At 27.5% G+C, this 23,993-nt stretch carries 27 protein-coding genes; 13 read left to right on the top strand and 14 right to left on the bottom strand.

Annotated elements, in window-relative coordinates; translation table 11 throughout:
* Positions 1-20: 20 nt before the first annotated feature.
* Positions 21-1,685 (bottom strand): peptide ABC transporter substrate-binding protein, encoded by a 1,665-nt coding sequence (locus CS899_RS06805; RefSeq protein WP_100065434.1) that lies wholly within the window; start codon positions 1,683-1,685, stop codon positions 21-23.
* Positions 1,686-1,858: 173 nt separating this feature from the next.
* On the bottom strand, positions 1,859-2,377 hold the full coding sequence (locus CS899_RS06800) for a CinA family protein (RefSeq protein ID WP_100065433.1): 519 nt from the start codon (positions 2,375-2,377) through the stop codon (positions 1,859-1,861).
* A gap of 177 nt (positions 2,378-2,554) precedes the next feature.
* Between CS899_RS06800 and CS899_RS06795 the strand changes: the two genes are divergently transcribed.
* The 13 genes from CS899_RS06795 (at position 2,555) to CS899_RS06735 (ending at position 13,432) form a co-directional block, all read left to right on the top strand.
* Complete coding sequence (locus tag CS899_RS06795) at positions 2,555-3,355, top strand: MBL fold metallo-hydrolase (RefSeq protein WP_100065432.1); 801 nt, start codon at positions 2,555-2,557, stop codon at positions 3,353-3,355.
* Positions 3,356-3,832, top strand: coding sequence for a 23S rRNA (pseudouridine(1915)-N(3))-methyltransferase RlmH (gene rlmH, locus CS899_RS06790; RefSeq protein WP_100065431.1), 477 nt, complete (start codon positions 3,356-3,358; stop codon positions 3,830-3,832). It begins immediately after the preceding gene.
* A gap of 361 nt (positions 3,833-4,193) precedes the next feature.
* A complete protein-coding gene (locus CS899_RS06785; protein ID WP_100065430.1) occupies positions 4,194-4,583 on the top strand; it encodes a hypothetical protein in 390 nt (129 codons plus the stop codon).
* Positions 4,584-4,740: 157 nt separating this feature from the next.
* A complete protein-coding gene (locus tag CS899_RS06780; protein WP_100065429.1) occupies positions 4,741-5,604 on the top strand; it encodes a tRNA 2-thiocytidine biosynthesis TtcA family protein in 864 nt (287 codons plus the stop codon).
* Between the two features lie 23 nt (positions 5,605-5,627).
* Entirely contained in the window at positions 5,628-6,833 is a 1,206-nt protein-coding gene (locus CS899_RS06775) for an FprA family A-type flavoprotein (protein WP_100065428.1), read from the top strand.
* A 128-nt stretch (positions 6,834-6,961) separates the two neighbouring features.
* Entirely contained in the window at positions 6,962-8,200 is a 1,239-nt protein-coding gene (locus tag CS899_RS06770; RefSeq protein ID WP_207204758.1) for a putative DNA modification/repair radical SAM protein, read from the top strand.
* Positions 8,200-8,934 (top strand): TIGR03915 family putative DNA repair protein, encoded by a 735-nt coding sequence (locus tag CS899_RS06765; RefSeq protein ID WP_100065427.1) that lies wholly within the window; start codon positions 8,200-8,202, stop codon positions 8,932-8,934. The genes CS899_RS06770 and CS899_RS06765 overlap by 1 nt, the downstream gene beginning before the upstream one ends.
* A 142-nt stretch (positions 8,935-9,076) precedes the next feature.
* Positions 9,077-10,189, top strand: a complete 1,113-nt coding sequence (locus tag CS899_RS06760) for a helix-turn-helix domain-containing protein (protein ID WP_100065426.1) — start codon at positions 9,077-9,079, stop codon at positions 10,187-10,189.
* The gene (locus CS899_RS06755) at positions 10,189-10,389 is read left to right on the top strand and encodes a PLDc N-terminal domain-containing protein (protein ID WP_100065425.1); all 201 of its coding nucleotides are present in this window, start codon (positions 10,189-10,191) and stop codon (positions 10,387-10,389) included. Before CS899_RS06760 ends, CS899_RS06755 begins: the two co-directional genes overlap by 1 nt.
* The gene (locus CS899_RS06750; RefSeq protein ID WP_100065424.1) at positions 10,389-11,291 is read left to right on the top strand and encodes an ABC transporter ATP-binding protein; all 903 of its coding nucleotides are present in this window, start codon (positions 10,389-10,391) and stop codon (positions 11,289-11,291) included. Before CS899_RS06755 ends, CS899_RS06750 begins: the two co-directional genes overlap by 1 nt.
* Positions 11,288-12,058: an ABC transporter permease subunit gene (locus CS899_RS06745; protein WP_100065423.1), complete on the top strand. Its 771-nt coding sequence runs from the start codon at positions 11,288-11,290 to the stop codon at positions 12,056-12,058. Before CS899_RS06750 ends, CS899_RS06745 begins: the two co-directional genes overlap by 4 nt.
* A gap of 141 nt (positions 12,059-12,199) precedes the next feature.
* On the top strand, positions 12,200-12,979 hold the full coding sequence (locus CS899_RS06740) for a helix-turn-helix domain-containing protein (protein WP_164995879.1): 780 nt from the start codon (positions 12,200-12,202) through the stop codon (positions 12,977-12,979).
* A gap of 60 nt (positions 12,980-13,039) precedes the next feature.
* Positions 13,040-13,432, top strand: a complete 393-nt coding sequence (locus CS899_RS06735; protein ID WP_100065421.1) for a VOC family protein — start codon at positions 13,040-13,042, stop codon at positions 13,430-13,432.
* Positions 13,433-13,473: 41 nt separating this feature from the next.
* Here the strand turns inward: CS899_RS06735 and CS899_RS06730 are convergent, their stop codons facing one another.
* The 12 genes from CS899_RS06730 to rpmH all read right to left on the bottom strand — a co-directional run bounded on the left by CS899_RS06730 (position 13,474) and on the right by rpmH (position 23,685).
* Positions 13,474-14,346 (bottom strand): MBL fold metallo-hydrolase, encoded by an 873-nt coding sequence (locus tag CS899_RS06730; protein WP_100065420.1) that lies wholly within the window; start codon positions 14,344-14,346, stop codon positions 13,474-13,476.
* Positions 14,333-15,739: a Na+/H+ antiporter NhaC gene (nhaC, locus tag CS899_RS06725; protein WP_100065419.1), complete on the bottom strand. Its 1,407-nt coding sequence runs from the start codon at positions 15,737-15,739 to the stop codon at positions 14,333-14,335. The genes CS899_RS06730 and nhaC overlap by 14 nt, the downstream gene beginning before the upstream one ends.
* A gap of 65 nt (positions 15,740-15,804) precedes the next feature.
* The gene (locus CS899_RS06720; protein WP_100065418.1) at positions 15,805-16,512 is read right to left on the bottom strand and encodes a Crp/Fnr family transcriptional regulator; all 708 of its coding nucleotides are present in this window, start codon (positions 16,510-16,512) and stop codon (positions 15,805-15,807) included.
* A gap of 9 nt (positions 16,513-16,521) precedes the next feature.
* Positions 16,522-17,298, bottom strand: a complete 777-nt coding sequence (locus tag CS899_RS06715) for a sulfite exporter TauE/SafE family protein (protein ID WP_100065417.1) — start codon at positions 17,296-17,298, stop codon at positions 16,522-16,524.
* 19 nt (positions 17,299-17,317) lie between these two features.
* Positions 17,318-18,025 carry a 16S rRNA (guanine(527)-N(7))-methyltransferase RsmG gene (gene rsmG / locus CS899_RS06710; RefSeq protein ID WP_100065416.1) on the bottom strand — a complete coding sequence of 236 codons (708 nt, stop codon included), beginning with the start codon at positions 18,023-18,025 and terminating at the stop codon, positions 17,318-17,320.
* Positions 18,018-19,919, bottom strand: a complete 1,902-nt coding sequence (gene mnmG, locus CS899_RS06705) for a tRNA uridine-5-carboxymethylaminomethyl(34) synthesis enzyme MnmG (protein ID WP_100065415.1) — start codon at positions 19,917-19,919, stop codon at positions 18,018-18,020. Before mnmG ends, rsmG begins: the two co-directional genes overlap by 8 nt.
* A gap of 8 nt (positions 19,920-19,927) precedes the next feature.
* Positions 19,928-21,298 (bottom strand): tRNA uridine-5-carboxymethylaminomethyl(34) synthesis GTPase MnmE, encoded by a 1,371-nt coding sequence (mnmE, locus tag CS899_RS06700; protein WP_100065414.1) that lies wholly within the window; start codon positions 21,296-21,298, stop codon positions 19,928-19,930.
* 69 nt (positions 21,299-21,367) lie between these two features.
* Entirely contained in the window at positions 21,368-22,171 is an 804-nt protein-coding gene (jag, locus tag CS899_RS06695) for an RNA-binding cell elongation regulator Jag/EloR (protein ID WP_100065413.1), read from the bottom strand.
* A complete protein-coding gene (locus CS899_RS06690) occupies positions 22,172-22,957 on the bottom strand; it encodes a YidC/Oxa1 family membrane protein insertase (RefSeq protein ID WP_100065412.1) in 786 nt (261 codons plus the stop codon).
* Positions 22,958-22,973: 16 nt separating this feature from the next.
* Positions 22,974-23,186, bottom strand: a complete 213-nt coding sequence (gene yidD / locus CS899_RS06685) for a membrane protein insertion efficiency factor YidD (RefSeq protein WP_100065411.1) — start codon at positions 23,184-23,186, stop codon at positions 22,974-22,976.
* Between the two features lie 4 nt (positions 23,187-23,190).
* Positions 23,191-23,523 (bottom strand): ribonuclease P protein component, encoded by a 333-nt coding sequence (gene rnpA, locus CS899_RS06680; protein WP_100065410.1) that lies wholly within the window; start codon positions 23,521-23,523, stop codon positions 23,191-23,193.
* A 27-nt stretch (positions 23,524-23,550) separates the two neighbouring features.
* On the bottom strand, positions 23,551-23,685 hold the full coding sequence (gene rpmH, locus CS899_RS06675) for a 50S ribosomal protein L34 (RefSeq protein WP_100065409.1): 135 nt from the start codon (positions 23,683-23,685) through the stop codon (positions 23,551-23,553).
* Between the last annotated feature and the right edge of the window lie 308 nt (positions 23,686-23,993).

Below are 23,993 nucleotides of genomic sequence, written 5' to 3'. Positions count from 1 at the left end.
ATATTACAAATGCTGGTTTACTATTCAGTAAATTCTGCATATGTCATTGTAGGGTAATTTAATGGTGTTTTATAAACTCCCTTAAGGTTAGTTTTTTGAACACGAGGTTGAGTATAGAAGTATATAGGCATAACTGGTAAATCTTTTCCTAATATCTTTTCAGCTACTCTCATATCTTCAACTCTTTTTGCCTTATCTCCTGATGTTTTTATAGAAGCAATAAGACTATCATATTCTTTGTTTGAATATTTTGCATCGTTAAATGATGAACTTGTTTCCCATAGTTCTAAGAAAGTCAAAGGATCATCAAAATCTGCCATCCAACCTGCTCTAGACACATTGAAATTTCCTTCTTTTTCATCATTTAATTTAACTTGGAATTCTTTATTATTTAATGCTATGTCTATTCCTAAATTTTCTTTCCACATACCTTGAATAGCTTCAGCTATTTTTTTATGACCTTCATTTGTATTGTAAAGTATAGAGAATTTAGCTTTGTTAAAATCAGCTACAGTCATTCCTTCTTCTTTAAGACCTTCTTCTAATAATTTTTTAGCTTCTTTAACATCTTCAACTATTAAATTATCCATTCCGTCTCTATATTCTTTTCCTTTGTCATCTTTTAATCCTAAAGGCACAAATCCTTCTGCTGGAATTTGTTCACCTTGTGCTACATTGTCAACTATAGATTTTCTATCTATAGCCATTGAAAGAGCTTCTCTAACTTTTACATTGTTAAAAGGTTTTATCTTGTTGTTAAAATTATAATAGTATAAACCTACATCTTCTCCTATAATAAGTTCTTTACTTCCTTCGCTTTTTAATGAACTTATAACATCTGGAGTTGGTGAAACTATTAAATCATATAAACCTGAATCATAGTTTTGCCATTCTGTATTTTTATCTTCCATAATGTCAAAATCTATACCATCGATTTTAACTTTGTCTGCATCTCTGTAGTTTTCATTTTTTCTAACAGATACTATATCGTTATGAGCCCATTTTGTCATTTTGAAAGGACCATTTGAAACGTAAGTATTAATGTCTTTTCCATTTGCCCAGTCAGCATTTCCTGATGCTACTTTTTCGTTTACTGGATAGAAAGGATAAAATCCTGTTAATTCAGTAAAGTAAGTTGTCGGATGCTCTAATGTAACCTCTAATGTTAAATCGTCAATTGCTTTTACTCCAACATCTTCAACGGATCCTTTACCTTCATTATAAGCTTTTCCACCTTTTATGTAGTAGAATTGATAAGCATAATAAGCTGCTAACTTAGGATCTAGCGCTCTTTTCCAAGAATATTCAAAATCTTTAGCTGTTAATGGATCTCCATTAGACCATTTAGAACCTTCTTTAAGTTTAAATGTATAAACTAAGCCATCTTCAGATATTTTAGGAAAATCTTCCGCTGCTGCAGGAACGATTTCACCCTTCTCATCATAACCCATTAATCCTTCAAATGTATGTTGTAATATCCATGATTGGTGAGTACCTTCTCCTAGTGCTGGATCCAATGATACAGGTTCACTATTATTGTTTACTTTTACAATTTGCTCTCCTGTAGTTTTGTTAGCTTTTTTTCCATCTTTGCCTGTTGAGTCTGTTCCTTTTCCTCCACATGCAGTAATAGTCAGCATTAAAGCAAGCATTATTGCTAAAATACTAATTTTTTTGCTCTTCATCTTATATCTCCTCCTTCTTATTTTTTGGAATAACGTCTATTTTTTAACATTAATTTCCATATGATGATATCATTATACTATATTGAGTTAAATTAGTAAATAAAAATGTTCTATTTGATGTTAATTATTTGACACTTTCCTGTGTTTTTTATATGCATTTTTTCGTTTATTTTTTAACTATTAGTTTTGCTCAATAATTCCTTTAAACATGATAAGGATATATTTGCTGTTGTTTCTCTAATAATATTTCTATCTCCTTTTAGTTTTAGCTTTATTATAAAGTAACTTTCATATATATTTATACCTATAAAAATTTCTCCTGCATTTTCTCCTGGTCCTGCATATCCTGTTGAAACAATAACAGTATTTGATTTAGAAATTTTTTTTGTATTTTTCAACATTTCACAACATACTTCTTTGCTTACTGCAGAAAACTCTTCTATTATATTCTTATCTATACCTAAAACTCTATTCTTTGCCTCATCACTATAAGTTATATAGCCTTCACTATATATATCGCTAGCTCCTGCTACATTTACTATTTTACTAGCTATCAAACCTCCTGTGATAGATTCAGCAGTTGCTAATGTTATCTTTTCTTTTCTCAATTTTTCTACTAATCTATACTCTATTTCATTAAATTCAGATTTATCAATATTTAAACTTTCAATGTTTTCTATAAATTTATACATACTGCCTCCTTTATTTTAATGTTTCATGTGAAACAAACAAAAGTGTTTCACGTGAAACATTTTTTGTTTATACCTAAGATTATATATTACTTCCAAATGTAATTAAATAACTGATTAATTTAGTTAAGATTCAGTAAAGTTATGTTATAATAAAAGACTAGTGAAATGGAGAGTGTTATGAGTCTTAAATTTTGTTCATTAGCCAGTGGTTCATCTGGCAATGCCTTATATATAGAAAGTAATAAAACAAAAATATTAGTTGACGCTGGCTTTAGTGGTAAAGTAATAGAAAATTTATTACTTAAAGCAAATGTATTACCTGAGTCCTTAGATGCTATTTTGATTACCCATGAACATATAGACCATATTAAAGGTGCTGGAGTATTAAGTAGAAGATATAATATACCAATACTTGCAAATGAAGAAACTTGGCTTGCTATGCTCAATAAGATAGGCAAAATAGAGGAAAAAAATATTATTGTGTTTAAAAATGATATAGATTTTACATTAAGAGATTTAGATATACATCCTATAAGCACATATCATGATAGTGCAAATAGCTGTGGCTATATTATTAATAAAAATAATAAAAAAATATCTATTTTAACTGACACAGGCATTATAAACCAGCGAATGAAAAATTTAATTTCTGGATCAGATGTTTATCTAATTGAAGCAAATCACGATATTGAAATGTTGAAAAATGGTAGTTATTCTTATAATTTAAAAAAACGTATATTATCTGTAAAAGGGCACCTTTCCAATGAAGATTGTGCTTTTACTTTAGGTGAAGTTCTTACAGGAAATCAGGAAAATGTAATTTTAGGTCATTTAAGCCAAGAAAATAATACTGAACAAATGGCATATGATACTGTAAATAACTACCTTACCAATTTAGGATTAGACACAAATAGAGATATCTTTTTATCTTTGGCAAATAGAAGCAATATAAGCAATCAAATAATATTGGAGCCATAAATGAATATAGATATAATAGCTATAGGAAATATTAAAGAAAAATTTTTAAAAGAAGGTATAAATGAATATATTAAAAGAATAACAAAGTATTCAAATATTAATATAATAGAATTGCCCGAAATTTCTCCTAAAGATAATTCTAACAAGTCTATACAATATGCATTGGATAAAGAAGCTAAGAATATACTTGGAAAACTAACTAGCAAAGATTTCATTATTACTTTAGACATAAAAGGTAAACAACTAGATAATATTCAGCTTTCAAAAGTATTTGAAGAAGAAAAACTATCTGGTACAAATGATTTTTCATTCATAATAGGATCTTCTCATGGACTATCTGATAATATTAAAGAAAAATCTAATCTAAAATTATCTTTTTCTAAATTAACTTTTCCTCATCAGTTAATGAGGTTAATACTATTAGAACAAATTTATCGTACATTTAAAATAATTAATAACGAACCTTATCATAAATAAAAATTATCATTGCAATTATAGCACTATCTTTAATAAATAAAAAGATAAGTGCTTTTTATTTAAATTAATCACATTTTAATAATAAATATCAATTAATCCGTGTATATAGTTTTTATTATAATACTTTTTTATTATTTGTACTTGTATCTTTAATAAGCTAAAATATACTTATATATTATTAAAAATCATATGGTGCTGGAGGGAGTTTGAAAGTATGAAAGATTTCAAAAAAATAATAAGTAAATTTAATCTTGGTGAAAAAATAGTTTTAATATCTGTTATTGTATCAATTTTATCTCTTTTCTTCCCATGAGTAGAACTTGGTTTTGGTACAGTAGGAGGATTTCAACAGAATGGCTTCTTGTTTTTAGTATTATTTATTTTTCCTGTATATAAAATAGTTACAAATAGTGAATATAATAATATTGTAGGGATTGTTTTAGGTATTTTAGCTATTATTGGAATTTTTGTATTTATTTTAAGTAAAAATGTAGATCTTATGGGAACAAAAGTTAACCTTGCAGGTTCAGGTATGTATTTATTCTTATTTTCTAGCATAGGTTTTACTGTTGGTAATTATTTAATAAAACCTTTATTAAATACAGGTTCTAAAATTAATAGTACTACTGAAACTAAATTATCAACAGAAGATAAAACTGATAATAATACTACCGAAAATACTATAAATTCTAATAACACAGAAAATGAAGAGAATATCTCAGTTTCTAATGATAAAGAAGATAATGAATAATATATAGTAATTATAAAATATTTAATAAAATTATAACCATATGATTTAGAAAGCCTTATAAAGGCTTTCTTTTTGTTTACCGTCCTATTAATAGGTCATTTAGTATGGTATAATGTTGTAGTAAAAATGTAGGATTTTTAATATTTAGAGGTATGTTTTGTCAAATAATATTGCAAGCAATAATTGTCCCATATTAATTCCAGAGGAAGAAAAAAAAAATATATTAAGTATAGAAAAATCTATAATAAAAAAATATAGAAAAAATTTGTGGGCAAAATTTATTAAAGCTATAAAGGAATACAATTTAATACAAGATGGTGATAAAATTGCCATAGCTATTTCTGGAGGAAAAGATAGTTTGTTATTAGCTAAACTTTTTCAAGAATTACAGAAAAATGGTAAAAATAATTTCAATTTGGAATTTATTGCTATGGATCCAGGATATCACAGCTCTGTTAGGGAATTATTAGAAGAAAATTGTAATTATTTAGATATTCCCGTTAATATATATAATGCTGATATCTTTGAAGTTGCTGATAAAATAGCTGGTGAGTACCCTTGCTATATGTGCGCTAGAATGAGAAGGGGCTCATTATATGCAAAAGCTCAAGAACTTGGATGCAACAAACTTGCATTAGGTCACCATTTTGATGATGTCATAGAAACAAATATGTTAAATATACTATGTGCTGGAAATTTCAAAACTATGATGCCTAAATTAAAAGCTCAAAATTTTGATAACATGGAAATAATCAGACCACTATATTTAATAAGAGAAGACTTTATAATTAGATGGATGCACTATACTGGTTTAATGCCATTAAACTGCGCATGTATGGTAGCTGCTAAAAAGATAGGTTCTACGAGACATAAAATAAAAGACCTTATAAAAGCTCTTGAAAATGACGGTTTTACAAATGTTGATATGAATATTTTTAGGTCTGCACAAAATGTAGATATTGATAGAATTTTAGGTTATACAAAAAATGGAAAGAAAATTAATTTCTTAGAAAATTATTAAAATAAAATACTTAGGAGGATTTTATGAATTGTTTATATGCAAAAATCTTAGATGATTTATACTATATTGGTGCAAACGACAGGCAAACACCTTTATTTGAAAATATGTGGCCTCTTCCAGAGGGAGTTTCTTACAACGCTTATTTAATAAGAGATGAAAAAACCGCTCTTTTAGATACTGTAAGAATAAATAAAGTTGATGGTTTTATAGGAAAGGTTCTCGAGGTTTTAGAAGGCAGAACCTTAGATTACCTTGTAATTCATCACATGGAACCTGACCATTCTGGTTGTATAAGAGATATATTAGAACTTTTCCCAGACTTAACATTTGTTGGTAACAAAAAAACAAAAACTATGCTTTATGACTTTTTGGAAATAACACCTGATGACAACAAATTTATTGAAGTAAAAGATGGCGATACTTTAGATTTAGGTAAACGTAAATTAAACTTTGTAATGACTCCAATGGTACACTGGCCAGAGTCTATGGTTAGTTATGAGCCAACAGATAAAGTTTTATTCTCTCAAGACATCTTTGGTGGATTCGGAACAGTAGATGGAGCTATATTCGATGACCAAGCTGACTACAATATATTTAGATCTGAAACAAGGAGATATTACTCAAATATAGTAGGTAAATACTCCATGATGGCAGTTAAAGCACTAGATAAATTAAGCAAAATAGATATTGACATAATTTGTCCTGTTCATGGGTTTGTTTGGAGAGAAAATCCTCAAACTATAATAGATGATTATAAGAAATGGGCTAACCATGAAGTAGAAGATGGTGTTGTAATAACATATGGTTCAATGTATGGGAATACCGAAGCTATGGCAGATTATTTAGCTACATTTTTAGCTAGAGAAGGAGTTAAAAACATTAAAGTTTTTGATGTTTCAAAAACTCATGCTTCCTATATTTTAAATGAAATTTGGAAATATAAATGTATGATTTTAGGTTCTGCAACTTATGACAATAGTGTATATCCTAATATGTATAATCTTTTAAATGTACTTAGATATAATAAATTGAAAAATCATATAATGGGTGTATTTGGTTCTTATGGTTGGAGTGGTGGAGCTGTAAAACAGTTAACAGCTTTTATGGAAGAAGGAAAATTTGAAAAACTAGAAACTATAGTTGAATCTCGTGGTACAATGCATAAAGAAGAAGAAAATCAATTAAGAAAACTAGCAAAAGAAATAGCTACCAAATTAAAAGAAAATTAATACCTAAGTCCTAGATTAAATCTAGGACTTTTTTATATAAAAACAAGAAGATTACCTTTTATAATTTATCCGAACATATGTTTGTGTTTTTGGCTAAATTATGTTATTATTTTTTAAAGGTGATGATTATGACAAATTTGGCTGAAAAACTAAAAATTCTAACAGATGCTGCAAAATATGACGTTTCTTGTTCTTCAAGTGGCAGCAATAGAAAAAATAATATTAATGGATTAGGAAATACTAGCGTTTCAGGAATTTGTCATTCTTGGAGTGATGATGGAAGGTGCATATCACTATTAAAAATACTTATGACAAATAACTGCATCTACGACTGTGATTATTGTATAAATAGATTTACTAATGATATAAAAAGAGAAATATTTTCAGTTGATGAAATAGTTAATCTAACTATAAATTTTTATAAAAGAAACTATATAGAAGGCTTGTTTTTAAGTTCTGGAATATATAAAAGTCCAGACTATACTATGGAGCTTTTAATTTCAATAGCTAAAAAATTAAGAGAAATAGAAAAATTTAATGGATACATACATATGAAAGCAATTCCAGGCTCTTCTAAAGAGTTAATTCACGAGCTAGGTAAATATATTGATAGAGTAAGTGTAAATATAGAGCTTCCTTCAGAAAAAAGTTTAAAATTATATGCTCCACAAAAAAAATATTCAAATATCTTAAAACCTATGAATATAATAAAAGATAAAATTATAGAAATTGCAGACGATAAAAAATTTTTTAGAAATACTCCCAACTTTATAAATGCTGGTCAGACTACACAAATGATAATAGGAGCTGGAAAAGAGACAGATTATGAAATAATTAAAAAATCTGAAAATTTGTATAATTCTTTAAATATGAAGAGAGTTTACTATTCAGCTTTTGTTCCAGTCTCTTCTTCTAAACTTTTAGCTACTATTAAAGAACCTCCACTTCGAAGAGAACACAGAATATACCAAGCTGATTTTCTTCTTAGATTTTATAACTATAAGTCGTATGAAATTTTAAATGATAATAACCCAAATTTTGATATGAATCTAGATCCAAAAGCAAATTGGGCCTTAAATAATTTTCATTTATTTCCCATTGAGATAAATAAAGCATCATATTATGAACTTTTACGTATTCCTGGACTAGGTCCAACCTCTGCAAAAAGAATAGTTTCTTATAGGAATTTAAGTAATTTAACTTATGATAATTTGAAAAAAATAGGCGTTGTTTTAAAAAGAGCTAAATATTTTATAACCGTGAATGGAGAATATAGGGGATTAAAAAATGAGAATAATACTAGAGTAAGGGAAATGTTGTCTATTTCAGATAGAAGTAATATTCAACAATTAAGTTATCTAAGCTGATGATATACCTTTACGATGGAAGTTTTGAAAATTTATTAACTTGTATTTATTATGGCTATAAAAATTATAAATCCCTTGAAAATATTCAAATTGACAATATTCAAATGAATTTATTTTCTAAATATAAGTCTATTGAATATGAAGAAGAGAAATCTGATATAATTTTAAATTATTTAACTTCCAATTTTAATAAATCATTGTTGAAATCTATATTTAATGTATTCTTATCTAATGATAGTAGAAAAGAAATGACAATACTAAATGTCATAATACTTGCAAAAAAATACAAAAATCAGGTTTTAAATCTACCCAATAACAATATTTTCTTATTCAATAAGATAGAAAAAAGAGTTTTATTTGAAGTTCATAGATTTGAGGGACTTTTAAGGTTTTCTGAAGTTCAAAACAACTTTTTATATGCTCCATTTGAACCAGAAAACAATATACTTCCTCTAGTATCTGAACACTTTGTTGATAGACTTAAAAATCAAAATTTTATTATTCATGATATAAAAAGAAATAATGCTGCCATTTATGAAAATTATAAATTGAATTTTTTTTCAGTAGAAGACCTAACCATAGAATATTCTACTGAAGAACTTAATTATCAAAATTTATGGAACACATTTTATAAAAGTATCTCTATTAAAGAAAGATCTAATCCAAAGCTACAAAGTAGCTTCATGCCTAAAAAATATTGGAAATACCTTATTGAAAAAACCAGTAACTTGTAATTGCAATTTACTGGTTTTTAATATGTAGATAGACTTTTACTATTTCTGGTATCCTATTAGTTGATTTAGTTTCTTAAAATATACATATACTCCATTGTATTATACTAAATTTATACTTATACTTTTAATAGGGGGAGTAAATATGTTAAATATTTCAAATAATATTGTCAATCTAAGACATAAAAAAAATATTACTCAAAAAGAATTAGCCAGTTTTTTAAATGTAACAAAGGCTTCTGTCTCAAAATGGGAAACGGGATTAAGTAATCCAGATATTACTTTGTTGCCAAAACTTGCAACGTTTTTTGATATTTCTATCGATACGTTAATGGGGTATAACCCTCAATTATCAAAAAAACAAATTCAAAAACTATACCAAGAGTTTGCAAAAGATTTTTCTGTACTTCCTTTTGAAGAAGTTCAAATAAAAATAGAACGGTATACTAAGCAGTATTATTCTTGTTATCCTTTTATTTTTCAAATATGTGCTTTATGGTTAAACCACTATTTGCTCGCTAAAGACATAAACACTCAAAAAGAAATACTAAATTATGTGAATGAGCTTTGTGAACATATAAAAGAAAATTCTAACGATGTTGGTCTTTGTAGCGATACTATTATTCTTCAAGCAATGGTTAATTTACAACTTGGTAATATAAAAGAAACTATCAATATACTTGAAGATGAATTACGACCTCTTAGGTTATCCAAACAAAGTGATAGCATTTTAACTCTTGCTTACATTATGGAAAATGACTTAGACAAGGCCGAGAGTTTTACACAAATTAGTATGTTTATCAATATATTATCCATTGTTGAAAATGCTGGAAGATACCTATCTATAAAAGTAAATGATGTTAATATCTGTGAAAAAACCATTAATCGTGTAGAAAATTTAATAGAGTCTTTTAATCTTACAAAACTTCACCCTAACGTTACAGCTGCTTTTGAATATCAAGTAGCATTATATTACTTATCTTTGGAAAACGAAGATAGTGCTCTCAAACATCTTAATAAATATATTTCTTGTTTATCTAATCTAATAGTAATAGATAACCTTTCACTACATGGTGATGATTACTTCACTAGGATTGATGAGTGGATAGAAGAGCTTGATATGGGAAAAAATGCCCCTAGAAATAAAAGCACCGTACTAGATGATATAAAAAAATCTTTTGATAATCCTCAGTTTGAAATTTTAGAAGGTAATACTGAATTTGAAAAAATAAAAAATAAATTAAAGGAGATTAAATAATGAATATAAAGGAAATACTACCATTTTTAATACCACTAGTAATTGCACAGTTCGTTCTATTAATATATGCATTAAAACATATTCTTTCACATGAAAAGTATAAAATAGGAACTCGTACTTTGTGGTTAATAATAGTTATTGTTGGAATGAATTTTATTGGACCTATACTGTATTTGATTTTAGGAAAAGAGGATGATTAATGGATATTTTAAAAATTTCTAATATTTCTAAATCTTATGGTAGTAATAAAGTTATAGATAATATGAGTTTTTCAGTTCCTGAAAATTCTATTTTTGGATTTATTGGCAAAAATGGAGCTGGGAAAACAACAACTATGAAGATGATTTTAGGACTATTGAAAATAGATAGTGGTGATATATTCGTAGATGGTGAAAAAGTTGTTTTCGGTGAAAATAAAACAAATAAGCATATAGGATATTTACCAGATGTTCCTGAATTTTACGGTTTTATGACTTCATTAGAATACTTGAAATTATGTGGAAAAATCACAGGAATGAATGATAAAGATATAATAAATAAATCTAATGAACTAATAGAACTTGTAGGACTTAAAAATATTAATAAGAAGATCAAAAGTTTTTCTAGAGGTATGAAACAGCGTCTAGGAATTGCACAAGCTCTTTTAAACTCTCCTAAATTACTAGTATGCGATGAACCCACTTCTGCTCTTGACCCAATTGGAAGAAAAGATGTTTTAGATATATTATATTCTGTTAAAGAACATACCACAGTATTGTTCTCTACACATGTACTTTCTGATGTAGAACGTATATCAGACCATATTGTTTTCCTAAACAAAGGAAAAATAGCTTTAAATGGTACATTAGAAGAATTAAAGAGTATAAAAAAAGGTGAAAAAATAGAAATAGAATTTTTGAACTCCAACGAGGCTAAATTATTCTCCCAAATTTATGTAGATGTAAATAAAATTAGTAATACTAAACTAATAATTTCTAATAAGAATGAAAATGAAATGCTTGAAATAATGAAACTGTTATACCAAAATAATATTTCTATTCAATCTTTAGAAAAATTAGAACCTACTTTAGAGGATTTGTTTTTGGAGGTTATTAGCAAATGATACAATTAATCACTTTTACTAAAAAAGAAATTTTAGAACAATTTCGAAATAGCAAGATTTTACTTTTAATTATAATATTTTCTATATTTGGTATTATGAGCCCTGCAATAGCAAAATTAACTCCCTGGATGATGGATTTACTATCAGATCAACTTACGGAAAGTGGAATGATTATTGAAAAGATTGATGTCAACTCTTTAACAGCTTGGACTCAGTTCTTTAAAAACATACAAATGGCTCTTATTATTTTTATAATTATGTTTAGTGGCATCTTTACTACAGAATACCAAAAAGGAACTCTTGTAATATTAATCTCTAAGGGTTTAAAGCGCTGGAAAGTTATTATTTCTAAGTTTTTTATAGTATTAACACTCTGGACGTTAAGCTTTTTACTAAGTTTTTTAATCACTTTTGCTTATTCAGAATATTTTTGGGATAACAGTATTATGAATAACCTTGCCTTTGCCAATTTTTGTTTTTATTTATTTGGAGTATGGGTTATATCAATAATTGTACTTTCGTCAACATTTTTGAAAAATAATTCTTCTGTAATACTTTTTGTAGGACTTGGCTTTATAGTATCTTATTTACTAAATTTAATACCTATGTTAAAAGAATATGTTCCAACCTACCTTATGAATTCAGGAGAGCTACTTCTAGGTACTGTTAAAACCAGTAGTTATACTATCTCTATAATTATTACATCTTTATTAATTATTTTTAATATAATATTATCTATTCTTACATTTAACAAAAAATCTTTATAGAAAAAGATACTTATCTTTATTTTGGAATCAAAAAATTTTTGACTAAATTTTTTGATTCTTTTCTATTTGTATTTTAAAATTTATTAAGAGTTTATGATTAAATTATCGTATATACTATTATTAATAATAGGAGGGACTTTTTTGTATTATCCGATTCAAATACCTTATATTTTAGATAACAATTTTTTAAATAACATAAATTATAGAGAAGAAGTAATTAGTGAATTATCAAATTTTGTCATATGCTATTGGCAAATGCTTCCTTTTTCAAATAAAAAAACAAATATAACAAATATTATTATAACTGATGGATGTATAGATTTAGTTGTAGATTTTGAGAATAAAATTGTAGGTTTCTCTGGAATGAGTAAAACAGATTTCAGTTATACTATAAACCTTCCCAATAAATTTATGGGACTTCGGTTATATCCAGGTGTTTTTTTTAAATTAACAGGAATTTCACCTAGTTTTGTTATGGATAAATTTATATCTATTTCAGAAATATATAATGATTTTAAAATAGAACTATTTTTTTCTCTTTCTTTTAATGAGTCAAAAGAGTATCTTTGTAAATTTATAAAATCAAAAATTAATAAAAATGATGATTTTAAATATATCAATTTAATTAATAATTTAAGTCAAAATCCTCCAGATTCTGTAAAAGAACTTTGCAATTTATTAAATATAAGTCAGAGTAAATGTCAACGAAAGTTTATACAACATTATGGGTTAACTCCAAAATCTGTACTTTCTATTTTGCGATTTCAAAAATGTCTTAAGCTTTTAATAGCTAAAAAATATAACGCAAACGAAATTTTAGAACAAGTTAAATATTATGATCAATCCCATTTTATTAATGACTTTAAATATAATATTGGCATTACTCCTTTTGAACTTATTAAAAAATATCAAAATGACTAATATTTCCAATAACTTTTATAATTATTTTGATATCTTATTAAGTACAAGGAGGGGAGTAAAATGTTTAAAAGTATGGTACCAAATTTAATGGTCGAAAATGTAAATGAAACAATAGATTTCTATAAAAATATCTTAAGCTTTTCTGTTGTAACCTCTGTTCCAAATGATAGTGGTGGATTGCAGTTTGCAATTTTGACAAAGGATGATTTTTCTTTAATGATTCAAGAGAAATCTAATTTTATTAAAGAATATCCATCTTTAACTATGGATAAAGTCAAGCCTTCTATTAGTTTATATATCCAAGTAGATAATTTGAAAATTCTCTATGAAGAATTAAAATTACAATACCTCATTCTCGTTGATGTTCATACTACTTTTTATGGTTCAAAAGAATTTGCTATAGAAGATAATAATGGCTATATATTAACATTTACAGAATATATTAATAATTAACTCTTAATAATAAAAAGAAGTCTTAAAAGACTTCTTTTTATTTAGAATATAATGTCTAAATCTCTTGCGGATACTATTTCACCATCATAATTTTGTTGTATCTCTTTTATCATTTCTCTTTCTCTATCCATCTCAGTAATTAAAGTACCATCTTCATTTGGCACTCTGAAGAATAATTGATGATATAAAACTAACTTTTTAGGTTTTGCTTTTTTTGCTAATTCTCCAAGTTCAATACTTGATGTATGAACATGTGTATGATAATAGTTCCATTTTTCGTTTCTTTGTTTTACACCTTGCGCCGAATAAACTTCATGTACTAAAATATCACAGTCTTTTGCATATTCTATTAAATTATCGGATGGAACTGTATCTCCAGATATTACTATTGTTTTATCTGGTGTAGTAAACTTATATCCATATGCATCGAAAGGTGGGTGAATAACTTTAAAAGCTTCTACCTTTACTAATTCGTCTTCATAAATTAATCCTTCTTTAACTTGTTTAGCCTCTACTTTTATTCCTTCAGTATTTGCCTTCTCCCAACCATTCATTCTAGCGTCAATATCCAATTTATATGCTTCTAAAAGATTATCTACCATTTCCGGAAAACCTTTTGGTCCAAAAACTTTTAACGGTTCTTTTCTTTCTAAAACCCACGGAGTATATATTAAATCTGCTAAACCTATTGTGTGATCCGAGTGCATATGAGTTAAAAATCCTCTTTTTAAATTATCTGCTCTTAAACCTGTTACTCCCATTTGATTAGCTATCTCTGCTTGTCTTACTAATCCTACGCCAAAATCTACTAAATAAGAATTGTCTTCCACAACTACTGCAACACATGGTCCCATTCTCTCTGGTACTGGATTTGGAGTTCCTGTACCTAACATTACTACTCTAGTTTCTTTCATTTATGTACTCCTTATTTTTTTTTTCCATTGTAAATCCTGTATATCCGTAAACTATGTTAACAACTATTGTTGCAAATGCAAAAATTACATATGGGATAAATTCTATTGCTGGTACTCCTAATATTTTTTCTGCAAACAACGCAGGAACTGACCAAGGTACTATATTAATTGCTATTGCTCCTATAGATTGTGATATTCTACCAAGATTAACATTTGATAAATTTCTCTCTTTAAAAGCTGATTGATACATTCTCGCTGGTATAACTATAGCCAGTAACTGTGCACCTGTTGCAAATGCAACAAATAATCCACTAAAAACTGTTACTAATACTAAACTTCCATCTGATTTTACACCTTTTAAAATTACGTTTAATATTGCATCTAAAGCACCGATTTCCTCTAGTATTCCTCCTAAGCCTACTGCAGAAGTGAGAAGTATAATAGTTCCTCCCATGGAGTTAATTCCACCTCTTGTAAGTAAATTATCTACCATTTCGTTTCCTGTTTCAGAAACAAATCCACTTGTCATAGTTCCAAGAACTGAACCTATTTCTGCCTTTTGTACAAATAGTGCACACAATGCTCCTAAAATAGCTATAAAAACTAAAGAAGGAATTGCTGGTACTTTCTTAATAGAAAATACTATAGTTAACATAGGTACTATTAGTAGAAATGGCGATATTACAAAGCTATCTTTTAAACCATTAGTAATACCTTTTATAGTTTCTAAGTCTGCCATATTATTTACTGCTTCATTTCTTCCTAAAAAGAAAAATACTATTAAAGATATTAATAAAGCTGGTATCTGCGTTTTTGCTAAATGTCTTATTAAATCAAATAAATTAGTTCCCGTTACTGCTGAAGCTAAGTTTGGTGTATCTGATAATGGTGATAAACAATCTCCAAAATATGCTCCAGATATAATAGCTCCTGCCAATACAGGTGCTGAAAATCCCATTCCTAAGCCTGTAACCATAAGAGCCAGACCTACTGTAGCTATAGATGTAAACGATGTTCCTGTTGATACAGCTACTATTGCTGTAACTAAACATGCTGCGGGAATGAAAAATTCTGGTGAAATTATTTTTAGTCCATAGTAAATAAGTGTTGATATAATTCCTCCTTGAAGCCAAGACCCCATTATTGCTCCAATTATAATCATAATAAATAGAGCAGGTAATGCTCTTGAGACTCCATCTACTAAACCTTTTTGCATTTCATTCCATTTTTTTCCATTAATTAATCCAATTATTGCTGCAACTAAAATACCAAAAATTATAGGTATATTCATTCCTATTTTCCATTTAAGTACAGATAGTAACCCTAAAATGATAACTGCTAAAAATGGTATTACCGCTTGGTAAATAGGAATAGGTTTTCTTGCTTTTTCCATTTGCTTACCCCCTTTTCAAGATAATATCATTTTAAAACAAAAAAAAGTGTAGCCTAGGCTACACTTTACAAATTAAATGCTTTTTCTTTTAGTTTTATATACTCTAATATGTTAATATTCCTATCCTTATCATATTCAATTATCTTTTCAGAAATTAACTTGTTAATTATCTTAGTGACTGTAACTCTATGTAGAGATGTAACTAATGCAATATCACTTTGATTAACCTTTTTAGAACATACTATTCTGCCATCGACATCTTTTCCATAATTTACTCCCATAAAAAATAAATGTTGACTCACAGCCTGTTCTGAGCTTAAAAAAGATAGTGATATAATTCTTGTTGTCAAAATCCTTATTTTCTCACAAAACATATTGGTAATATAGTATACAAAATCAATATTATTTTTCAATAAATAATCTACTTTTTCTTTATCTAACTCATAACATATACAATCTTCAATTGCTATTATGCTAGCTTTTGTAACCTGATGATGAAAAAATGGTACATCATTTATAATATTACCATCAAAAGTAAACCAAAAAATCTTCTCTTCCCCTTCTTTACTAAGTGTGGATATTTTTATTCCACCTTTATCTAGCAAGTAAATACTTGAAGCTTTTTCTCCTTGTCTGATAAAATACTGATTTTTTTTAAATATTTTCTTTATTCCTATATCTTTTATGTCTTTTTCTAATTCTTTTGAAATTCTATAGTCTATCCATGGAAATGATAAATCTCCTGGTATTTCATTGTTTTTTACTGTTATCATTTTTTACTCTCACATTAAAATCTTATAACCATTGTAAACGTTAATAAAAATTACAAAGATTACAACTAGATTATATAACATAGCTACTTTTTTTTCAGATAATTTATTGTTTAAATATCCACCTAAATATCCTCCAATTATTGCTGCTGGTATAATTACAATCAAAAATTTCAAATCATAGTTTAACAAACTTCCTGCTAATAATATTTTTATTATTTTTGATAACTGTGAGAAAAATATTACAACAATAGAATATAGTACACTTTTCTTAATATCAAATCCTAATATAAATGCTAAACAAGCAACATTTATTGGACCTCCTCCTATACCAAGTAGAGTAGAGTAAGCACCTAGAAACATCCCTAATATAAAATATGTAAATTTACTCTCTAAGTTTAAACTTTTTATGTCTAACTTCATATATACTAGTATCATTATTAACGAAACTATCATTATAAATATTTGAATTAACTGTACTTTCTCTTCATTAAAAATTTTTATTAAATATAAAAAAAGATTATCTCCTAATATCCCACCTAATATTGAACCTATTGATAAAAAAGATGCTATTCTCACATCTATCTTTTTACCTGACTTTACTTGTTTTAAAGTAGAGCTTATAGACATTGTAAAGACAGCAATACTCGAATAAAAAGATATTGTAACTAATGGATGTATTTTTAATGCATCCAAAACTGGCTTAATTATTACACCTCCTCCCATTCCTGAAATAGCACCTACAATATTAGACAAACATATGGTAAAAAAATATATTACATAACTCATACTCCCACCTCCTTATTGTCTATAATGGTTTACTTTTTGGCTTTCCTCCAGCCCTTGGATATTTTTTATTTGTATTCTTTATTTTCTTTATTATTAAAAGACTTCTCTCAGAGTCTTCATAGTCTAGTTTATAATCTATAATTTTTTCTAACTTTCCGCCTAAAATTTCTATGGCACTCTTTGCCTCTTCATATTCTTCTCTACCAGAAGGACCTTTCATAGAAATAAAATATCCTCCCACTTTTACAAATGGTAGAGTATACTCTAATAATGTATTCAATCTTGAAACAGCTCTTGAAATTGCAAAATCATATTGTTCTCTATAATTTAAATTTCTTCCCATTTCCTCTGCTCTACCGTGAATAGCTTCTATATTAGATAAATTTAACTCTCCAATAACAGTATCTAAAAATTTAATCCTTTTGTTTAAAGAATCCATTAGCGTAACCTTTATATCATCTCTTACAAATTTTATAGGAAGCCCTGGCAGTCCTGCTCCTGTTCCAATATCTATCATTGTTGAATTCTTAGGAATATCAAAAAACTTCAATGGCAAGATAGAGTCTAGAAAATGCTTATAATTAACTTCTGTTTCTTCGGTTATAGATGTTAAATTTAAACTCTTATTTGTTTCAACTAATAAAGCTCTATAGTCTTCAAAATTTTGAAGACTAAGACTATCTATTTCAAATTCATTTTCTCTTAATAATTTTTCAAGTTTATTCATTTAATTTCCTTTTTCTAGTTTCTAAATAAATTAATATAACATTTATATCAGCTGGACTAACTCCACTTATTCTGCTAGCTTGACCTAGTGAATCAGGTTTTATTTGATTTAGTTTTTGAACAGCTTCATTAGAAAGACCTTTTATGTTTGAATAATCTTCTATAAAATCTATCTTTCTTTTTTCTAATTTTTTAAATTGTTCTATTTGATGTTGTTGTTTTGCAATGTAACCTTCATATTTAATATGAGTTTCTACTTGCATTCTAACTTCTCTTAAAAGTTCTAGTCTTTCGCCATCAAAAACTACCATTGAATCATAACTAAGCTCTGGTCTTTTAATTAAATCATATACATTTGTAGCATGTTTAATAGGTCCAGAACCAAGTTCTACTAATTTATTATTAGTCTCTTCAGTAGGGGTAACTTGTATTTTTTTAAGTCTTTCTAATTCCTTGTAAATGCTTTCTTTTTTTTCTTTTGTTTTGTTCATTCTCTCTTCAGTTACAAGTCCTACTTTATATCCCTTTTCTGTAAGTCTTAAATCAGCATTATCTTGTCTAAGAGTAAGTCTGTACTCAGCACGAGAAGTCATCATTCTATAAGGTTCATTCGTTCCTTTAGTTACTAAATCATCTATTAATACTCCAATATAAGCATCAGATCTGTCTAAAATAAAAGGTTCTTCTTCTCCCTTTATAGTAAGTGCTGCATTAATTCCAGCAATTAAGCCTTGACTAGCTGCTTCCTCATAACCAGATGACCCATTTATTTGACCTGCAAAATATAGACCTTCTATTTCATTGTGTTCCAATGTTCTCTTTAAAATAGTAGAATCTATACAATCATATTCTATACCATATGCAGATCTCATAAATTTAACATTTTCCATTCCTTCAATAGTTTTATACATTTTCTTTTGAATTTCTTCTGGAAGAGTTGAACTTACTCCTTGTACATACATTTCTTTAGTATCCAAACCTTCTGGTTCCAAAAATACTTGATGAGTGTCTCTTTCATTAAACCTAACAATCTTATCTTCAATAGATGGACAATACCTTGGTCCAACACCTTTAACTATTCCTGCATACATTGGACTTCTGTTTAAATTTTCTTCTATTATTTTTTTTGTTTCTAAATTAGTATATGTCAAATAGCAATTTTCTTGTTCTATATCAAAATCTTTTCCAAAATTCATAAATGAAAAAGGAACTATTTCTTCATCACCTTTTTGTATTTCCATCTTTGAAAAATCTACGCTATCTCTGTGGATTCTAGCAGGAGTACCTGTTTTAAATCTTCTTAATTCAATTCCTAAGTCATTTAAGGACTTGGATAATTCAGTTGCAGCTTTCAAACCGTGAGGACCTGACTCATACTGCAGTTCTCCCATCATAACTAAACCTTTTAAATATGTTCCTGTAGCTATAATAACAGCTTTTGTTTCATAAACTGCTCCTGCCATTGTCTCTATACTTTTAATTTTGTTTTCTTCAACATTAATTTTTACGACTTCAGCTTCCACTAAGTCTAAGTTTTCTTGGTCTTCTAATACCTTTTTCATTTCAGTATGGTATTTTTTCTTATCTGCTTGAACTCTTAGAGAATGAACTGCTGGGCCTTTTGAAGTATTCAACATTCTAGATTGAATAAATGACTTATCTATAATTAACGCCATTTCTCCGCCTAAAGCATCTATTTCTCTTACTAAATGTCCTTTTCCTGTTCCGCCAATATTTGGATTACAAGGAAGATCTGCGACAGAATCTAAACACATTGTTAAAATAACTGTCTTTAATCCCATTCTACTAGTAGCAAGTGCCGCTTCACAACCTGCATGACCTGCTCCTATAACTATTACATCTACTGATTCTTCATTATATTTTCTAACTTCCATTTTGCTCCTTATTTTCCTATGCAAAAATCTTTAAATATTTTATCTAAAACATCATCTTCTATAGTTTCGCCTGTTATTTCTCCTAAAATTTCCCAAGCGTCTCTTAAATCAACTTCTAAACAATCTATTGGTATTCCCGTTTTCATGTCGTTAACAGAATACTCCAAATGCTCTATTGCTCTTTCTAAAATATTTTGGTGTCTTATATTAGTAACCAATGTTTCATTACTAGATACTATGTCTCCTTTTACAAACATTTCTGAAATAGTATTTTCCAACGTTTCTATTCCAATATTGTTTTTAATTGAAATTTCAATTACTGGTATATTTTCATCTATTTTTAGACTATTTAAATCTAATTTATTTTCTAAATCACTTTTATTTAAAAGCACTATTGATTTTCTATCTTTTAACAAGTCTAGCACTGTTTTATCTTCTTCGTCTAATTCTTTAGATAAATCGAATATAGCAATTATCAAGTCTGCTGTTTGTGCAAAGTCCAAAGACTTATCTACACCTATTTTTTCAACTACATCCTCAGTGTCTCTAATACCTGCTGTATCATTTATCTTCAAAGCTATTCCGTCTATATCTATATATTCTTCAATAACATCTCTTGTGGTTCCTGGAATATCTGTAACAATAGCTTTATTTACCTTAGCAAGTTTATTAAGTAGGGAGGACTTTCCAACATTAGGTTTACCAATAATAGTTGTATTTATTCCATCTCTTATAATTTTACCTTTGTTAGATGAATTATATAATTTTTTTAAGCTTTTTAAAATTTCTTCTCCGTCTTTTATAATGACTGAATTATCTAGTTCTTCTTGTCCATCTTCTGTAAAGTTAATTGAATATTCAACATGAGCAAGTAAATTTAACAAACCATCCCTATATTTTTTTATTTCATTTTTTAATGAACCTTCTAATTGACTAATTGAAACTTCATAAGCTTTGTCTGTTTTTGCTTTTATCATGTCAATAACAGCTTCTGCTTGGCTTAAATCTAATCTTCCATTTAAAAATGCCCTTTTAGTGAATTCTCCATTTTCAGCTAAAGTAGCTCCATTTTTTAAGGCTGTATTTAAAACTTTTTTCACAGAAATTACTCCACCATGTGTGTAAATTTCTACTATATCTTCTCTTGTGTAAGTATTTGGTCCTTTCATAAATACAATTAAAACCTCATCTATTAAAGTTTCCCCATCATATATATGACCATACTTCATTTTCTTATTTTCTATTTCATCTATTTTTAAGTTATTCATTGGTCTAAATATTTTCTTACCAATTTCTATACTATCTTTTCCACTTAATCTTACAATTCCTATTCCAGCTTCTCCAGTAGCTGTAGAAATAGCTGCTATGGTATGTTCCATGTTTTCCTCCTCAATATTTCCCTATGATTATAACATACCTAAAAATAAAAAAGCCTGCTTTAGCAGACTTTATTTATTCTTTCTTTTAACTTTTATTATAACTCTTCTATAAGGTTCATCACCTTCACTAGCAGTTGTAATTCCTGAAATTCCTTGTAAAGCAGAATGTATTATTCTTCTTTCATATGGATTCATAGGTTCTAGTTTCATGTTTCTATTATATTTTTTTGCCTTTCCAGCCATTTTTTTAGCTAAAGATTCCAATGATTTTATTCTTTTTTCTCTATATCCATTAGAATCAACAGAAATTCTTAAATACTCTTCAGAATTTCTATTGGCAACTAAATTTATTATATATTGAATAGCATCTAAAGTTTCTCCCCTTTTACCAATGATAATACCTATATCATCTTGGTTCACTGGGATTATATTGAACTTTATGAAATTATCTTCATGAAAAGTTTCAATATTTACTTCTATTCCCATTTTAGTAACTATATTATTTAAAAACTGTTTAGTTTTTAATTCTATCTCTTCTTTAGACACAGATTCTTTTTTAGTCAAATTTTCTGTTTCTTCTTTTTCTATTATTTCTTCAACTATTACTTTATCTTTGTCAGTTTCTTCTATATCATCAAGAATTTCTTCTTTTTCTTCTATTTTAGTATCAACTACATCGTTTAGTAGTTCTTCAATATTCTCTTCACAAGATACTTTTACTACGGCATCTTTAGAACCTATTAAACCAAATAAACCACTTTTTGGTTTTTCTAAAATTTCAACAATTGCTTCTTCTCTAGAACAATTAAGTTCTTTTAACGCAGCAGATACTGCTTGCTCAACCGTTTTTGCAATTTTTACTGTTGATTTCATTTAGGCTCCTTTCTTTTTATTACCAGAATTTTTGCTAGTCTTTTTAACTTCAATCTCTTCTTTTTTCTTCTTTATTTGTTTTTCCGCAATCTCTTCTTCTCTTTTAGATTTATCTAATATTAATCTAATGCTCATCTCAACTATATTCCCAAATGTCCAATATAAAGCCAATCCTGCTTGATAAGTCTTTGCAAAGAAAAACATCATTATCGGCATTGCATATTGCATAGTGAAGTTCATAGACTGCATAGGGTCTTTTTCTCCATCTTTTTTCTGTGGCTTAGCCATTGTAACCTTTGTATATAAAAATTGTGTAACAGCTAATATTATAGGTAAAGTATATACCGTTGGATCTTTGCCTGCTATATCTTTTATCCAGAAAAAGTTTCTAGCAATATCCTTAGATATATCCATATACTTCATAGGATCTTTCATTACTGGGAATAATGAAATAATTATAAGCATTTGTATTATAAGTGGTAAACAAGATGCCAGTGGATTAAATCCCATTTCTCTTTGTAATTCCATAACTTTTTGTTGATAAAGTTGTGGGTCATGTTTGTATTTTTTCTTTAATTTTTCCATTTCTGGCTGTAATTTAGCATTTACTTTTTGCATCTTTGCATTAGACAATGTTACAGGTAACATTAATAATTTGTATATTAATGTTAAAACTAATATAGAAATGGCAAAATAAGATATATTTTTAGGTTCTGTACCTATTTTAGAAATAAAAGTATAAATATATTCTAAAACTTTTCCAATAAATGGACTTAAAAAATTCATTCTGTTCTCCTAAATGTTATTTTAATGGATCATAGCCGCCTTTACTAAAAGGATTACATCGCAAAATTCTCCATACCGTCAAGACTGTTCCTTTAAAAAATCCATACTTACTATATGCTTGTAGTGAATACTGTGAGCAAGTTGGATAATATTTACAACATCCTGAACCCCAATATGGAGATATATTTTTTTGATAAAATTTAATTAGAAAAATAGCTATTTTTTTCATACTATCACCTCTTAAAAGAAATCTTTAGTAGATGTGTCGCAGATTTTTCCAACTCTTGATAACTTAAATTTTTAGTGTTTTGTTTAGGGATAACTACTATATCGTATCCTTCTTTAATTAAATTGAAATTATGTCTTACTATTTCTTTTAATCTTCTTTTTAATTTGTTTCTTTCTACGGCATTTCCATGTTTTTTTGTAATAGAGAAACCAACACGAGATCCTTGTAATTTGTTTTTTCTAATTATAATTGTAAAGTGTTTATTAAAATACCCTTTACCTTTTTTATAAACTTTTCTAAAATCTCTATTACTTCTTAATCTTTTTTCTTTTTCCATAAATTTAAAAGACCACTAAGTAGTGGTCTATGCTGAAATTACTTTTCTACCTTTACTTCTTCTTCTCTTTAGTACAGCTCTACCCGCTTTTGTAGACATTCTTTTTTTAAAACCATGATCTTTGCTTCTTTTTCTTCTATTTGGTTGATAAGTTCTTTTCATTATTAATTGCACCTCCTTAAAGACATCTCAATTTAAAAACATAAAACACTAAGTTAAATTATATAAATGCTTAAGCAAACTGTCAAGAAATATTGCAATTTAAATATTATAATAACTTTTCCACAATTTGTTTTTATTTTAAATTTTTTTAATTTTCTTGTGATTTAATTTATCAACGAATATTGATTTTTCAATGTTTTTCTAATTTATCTATTTGAATTAAGAATAGATATTTGTTATAATACTAGTGTTGAAAATATAAAAATATAAATTTATTATTCACAAGTTGTGGATAAGTTGTGGATAAT

It is taken from the genome of Miniphocaeibacter massiliensis (assembly GCF_900232905.1).
Classification (GTDB): domain Bacteria; phylum Bacillota; class Clostridia; order Tissierellales; family Peptoniphilaceae; genus Miniphocaeibacter; species Miniphocaeibacter massiliensis.
This window is presented reverse-complemented; position numbering and strand designations above follow the sequence as displayed.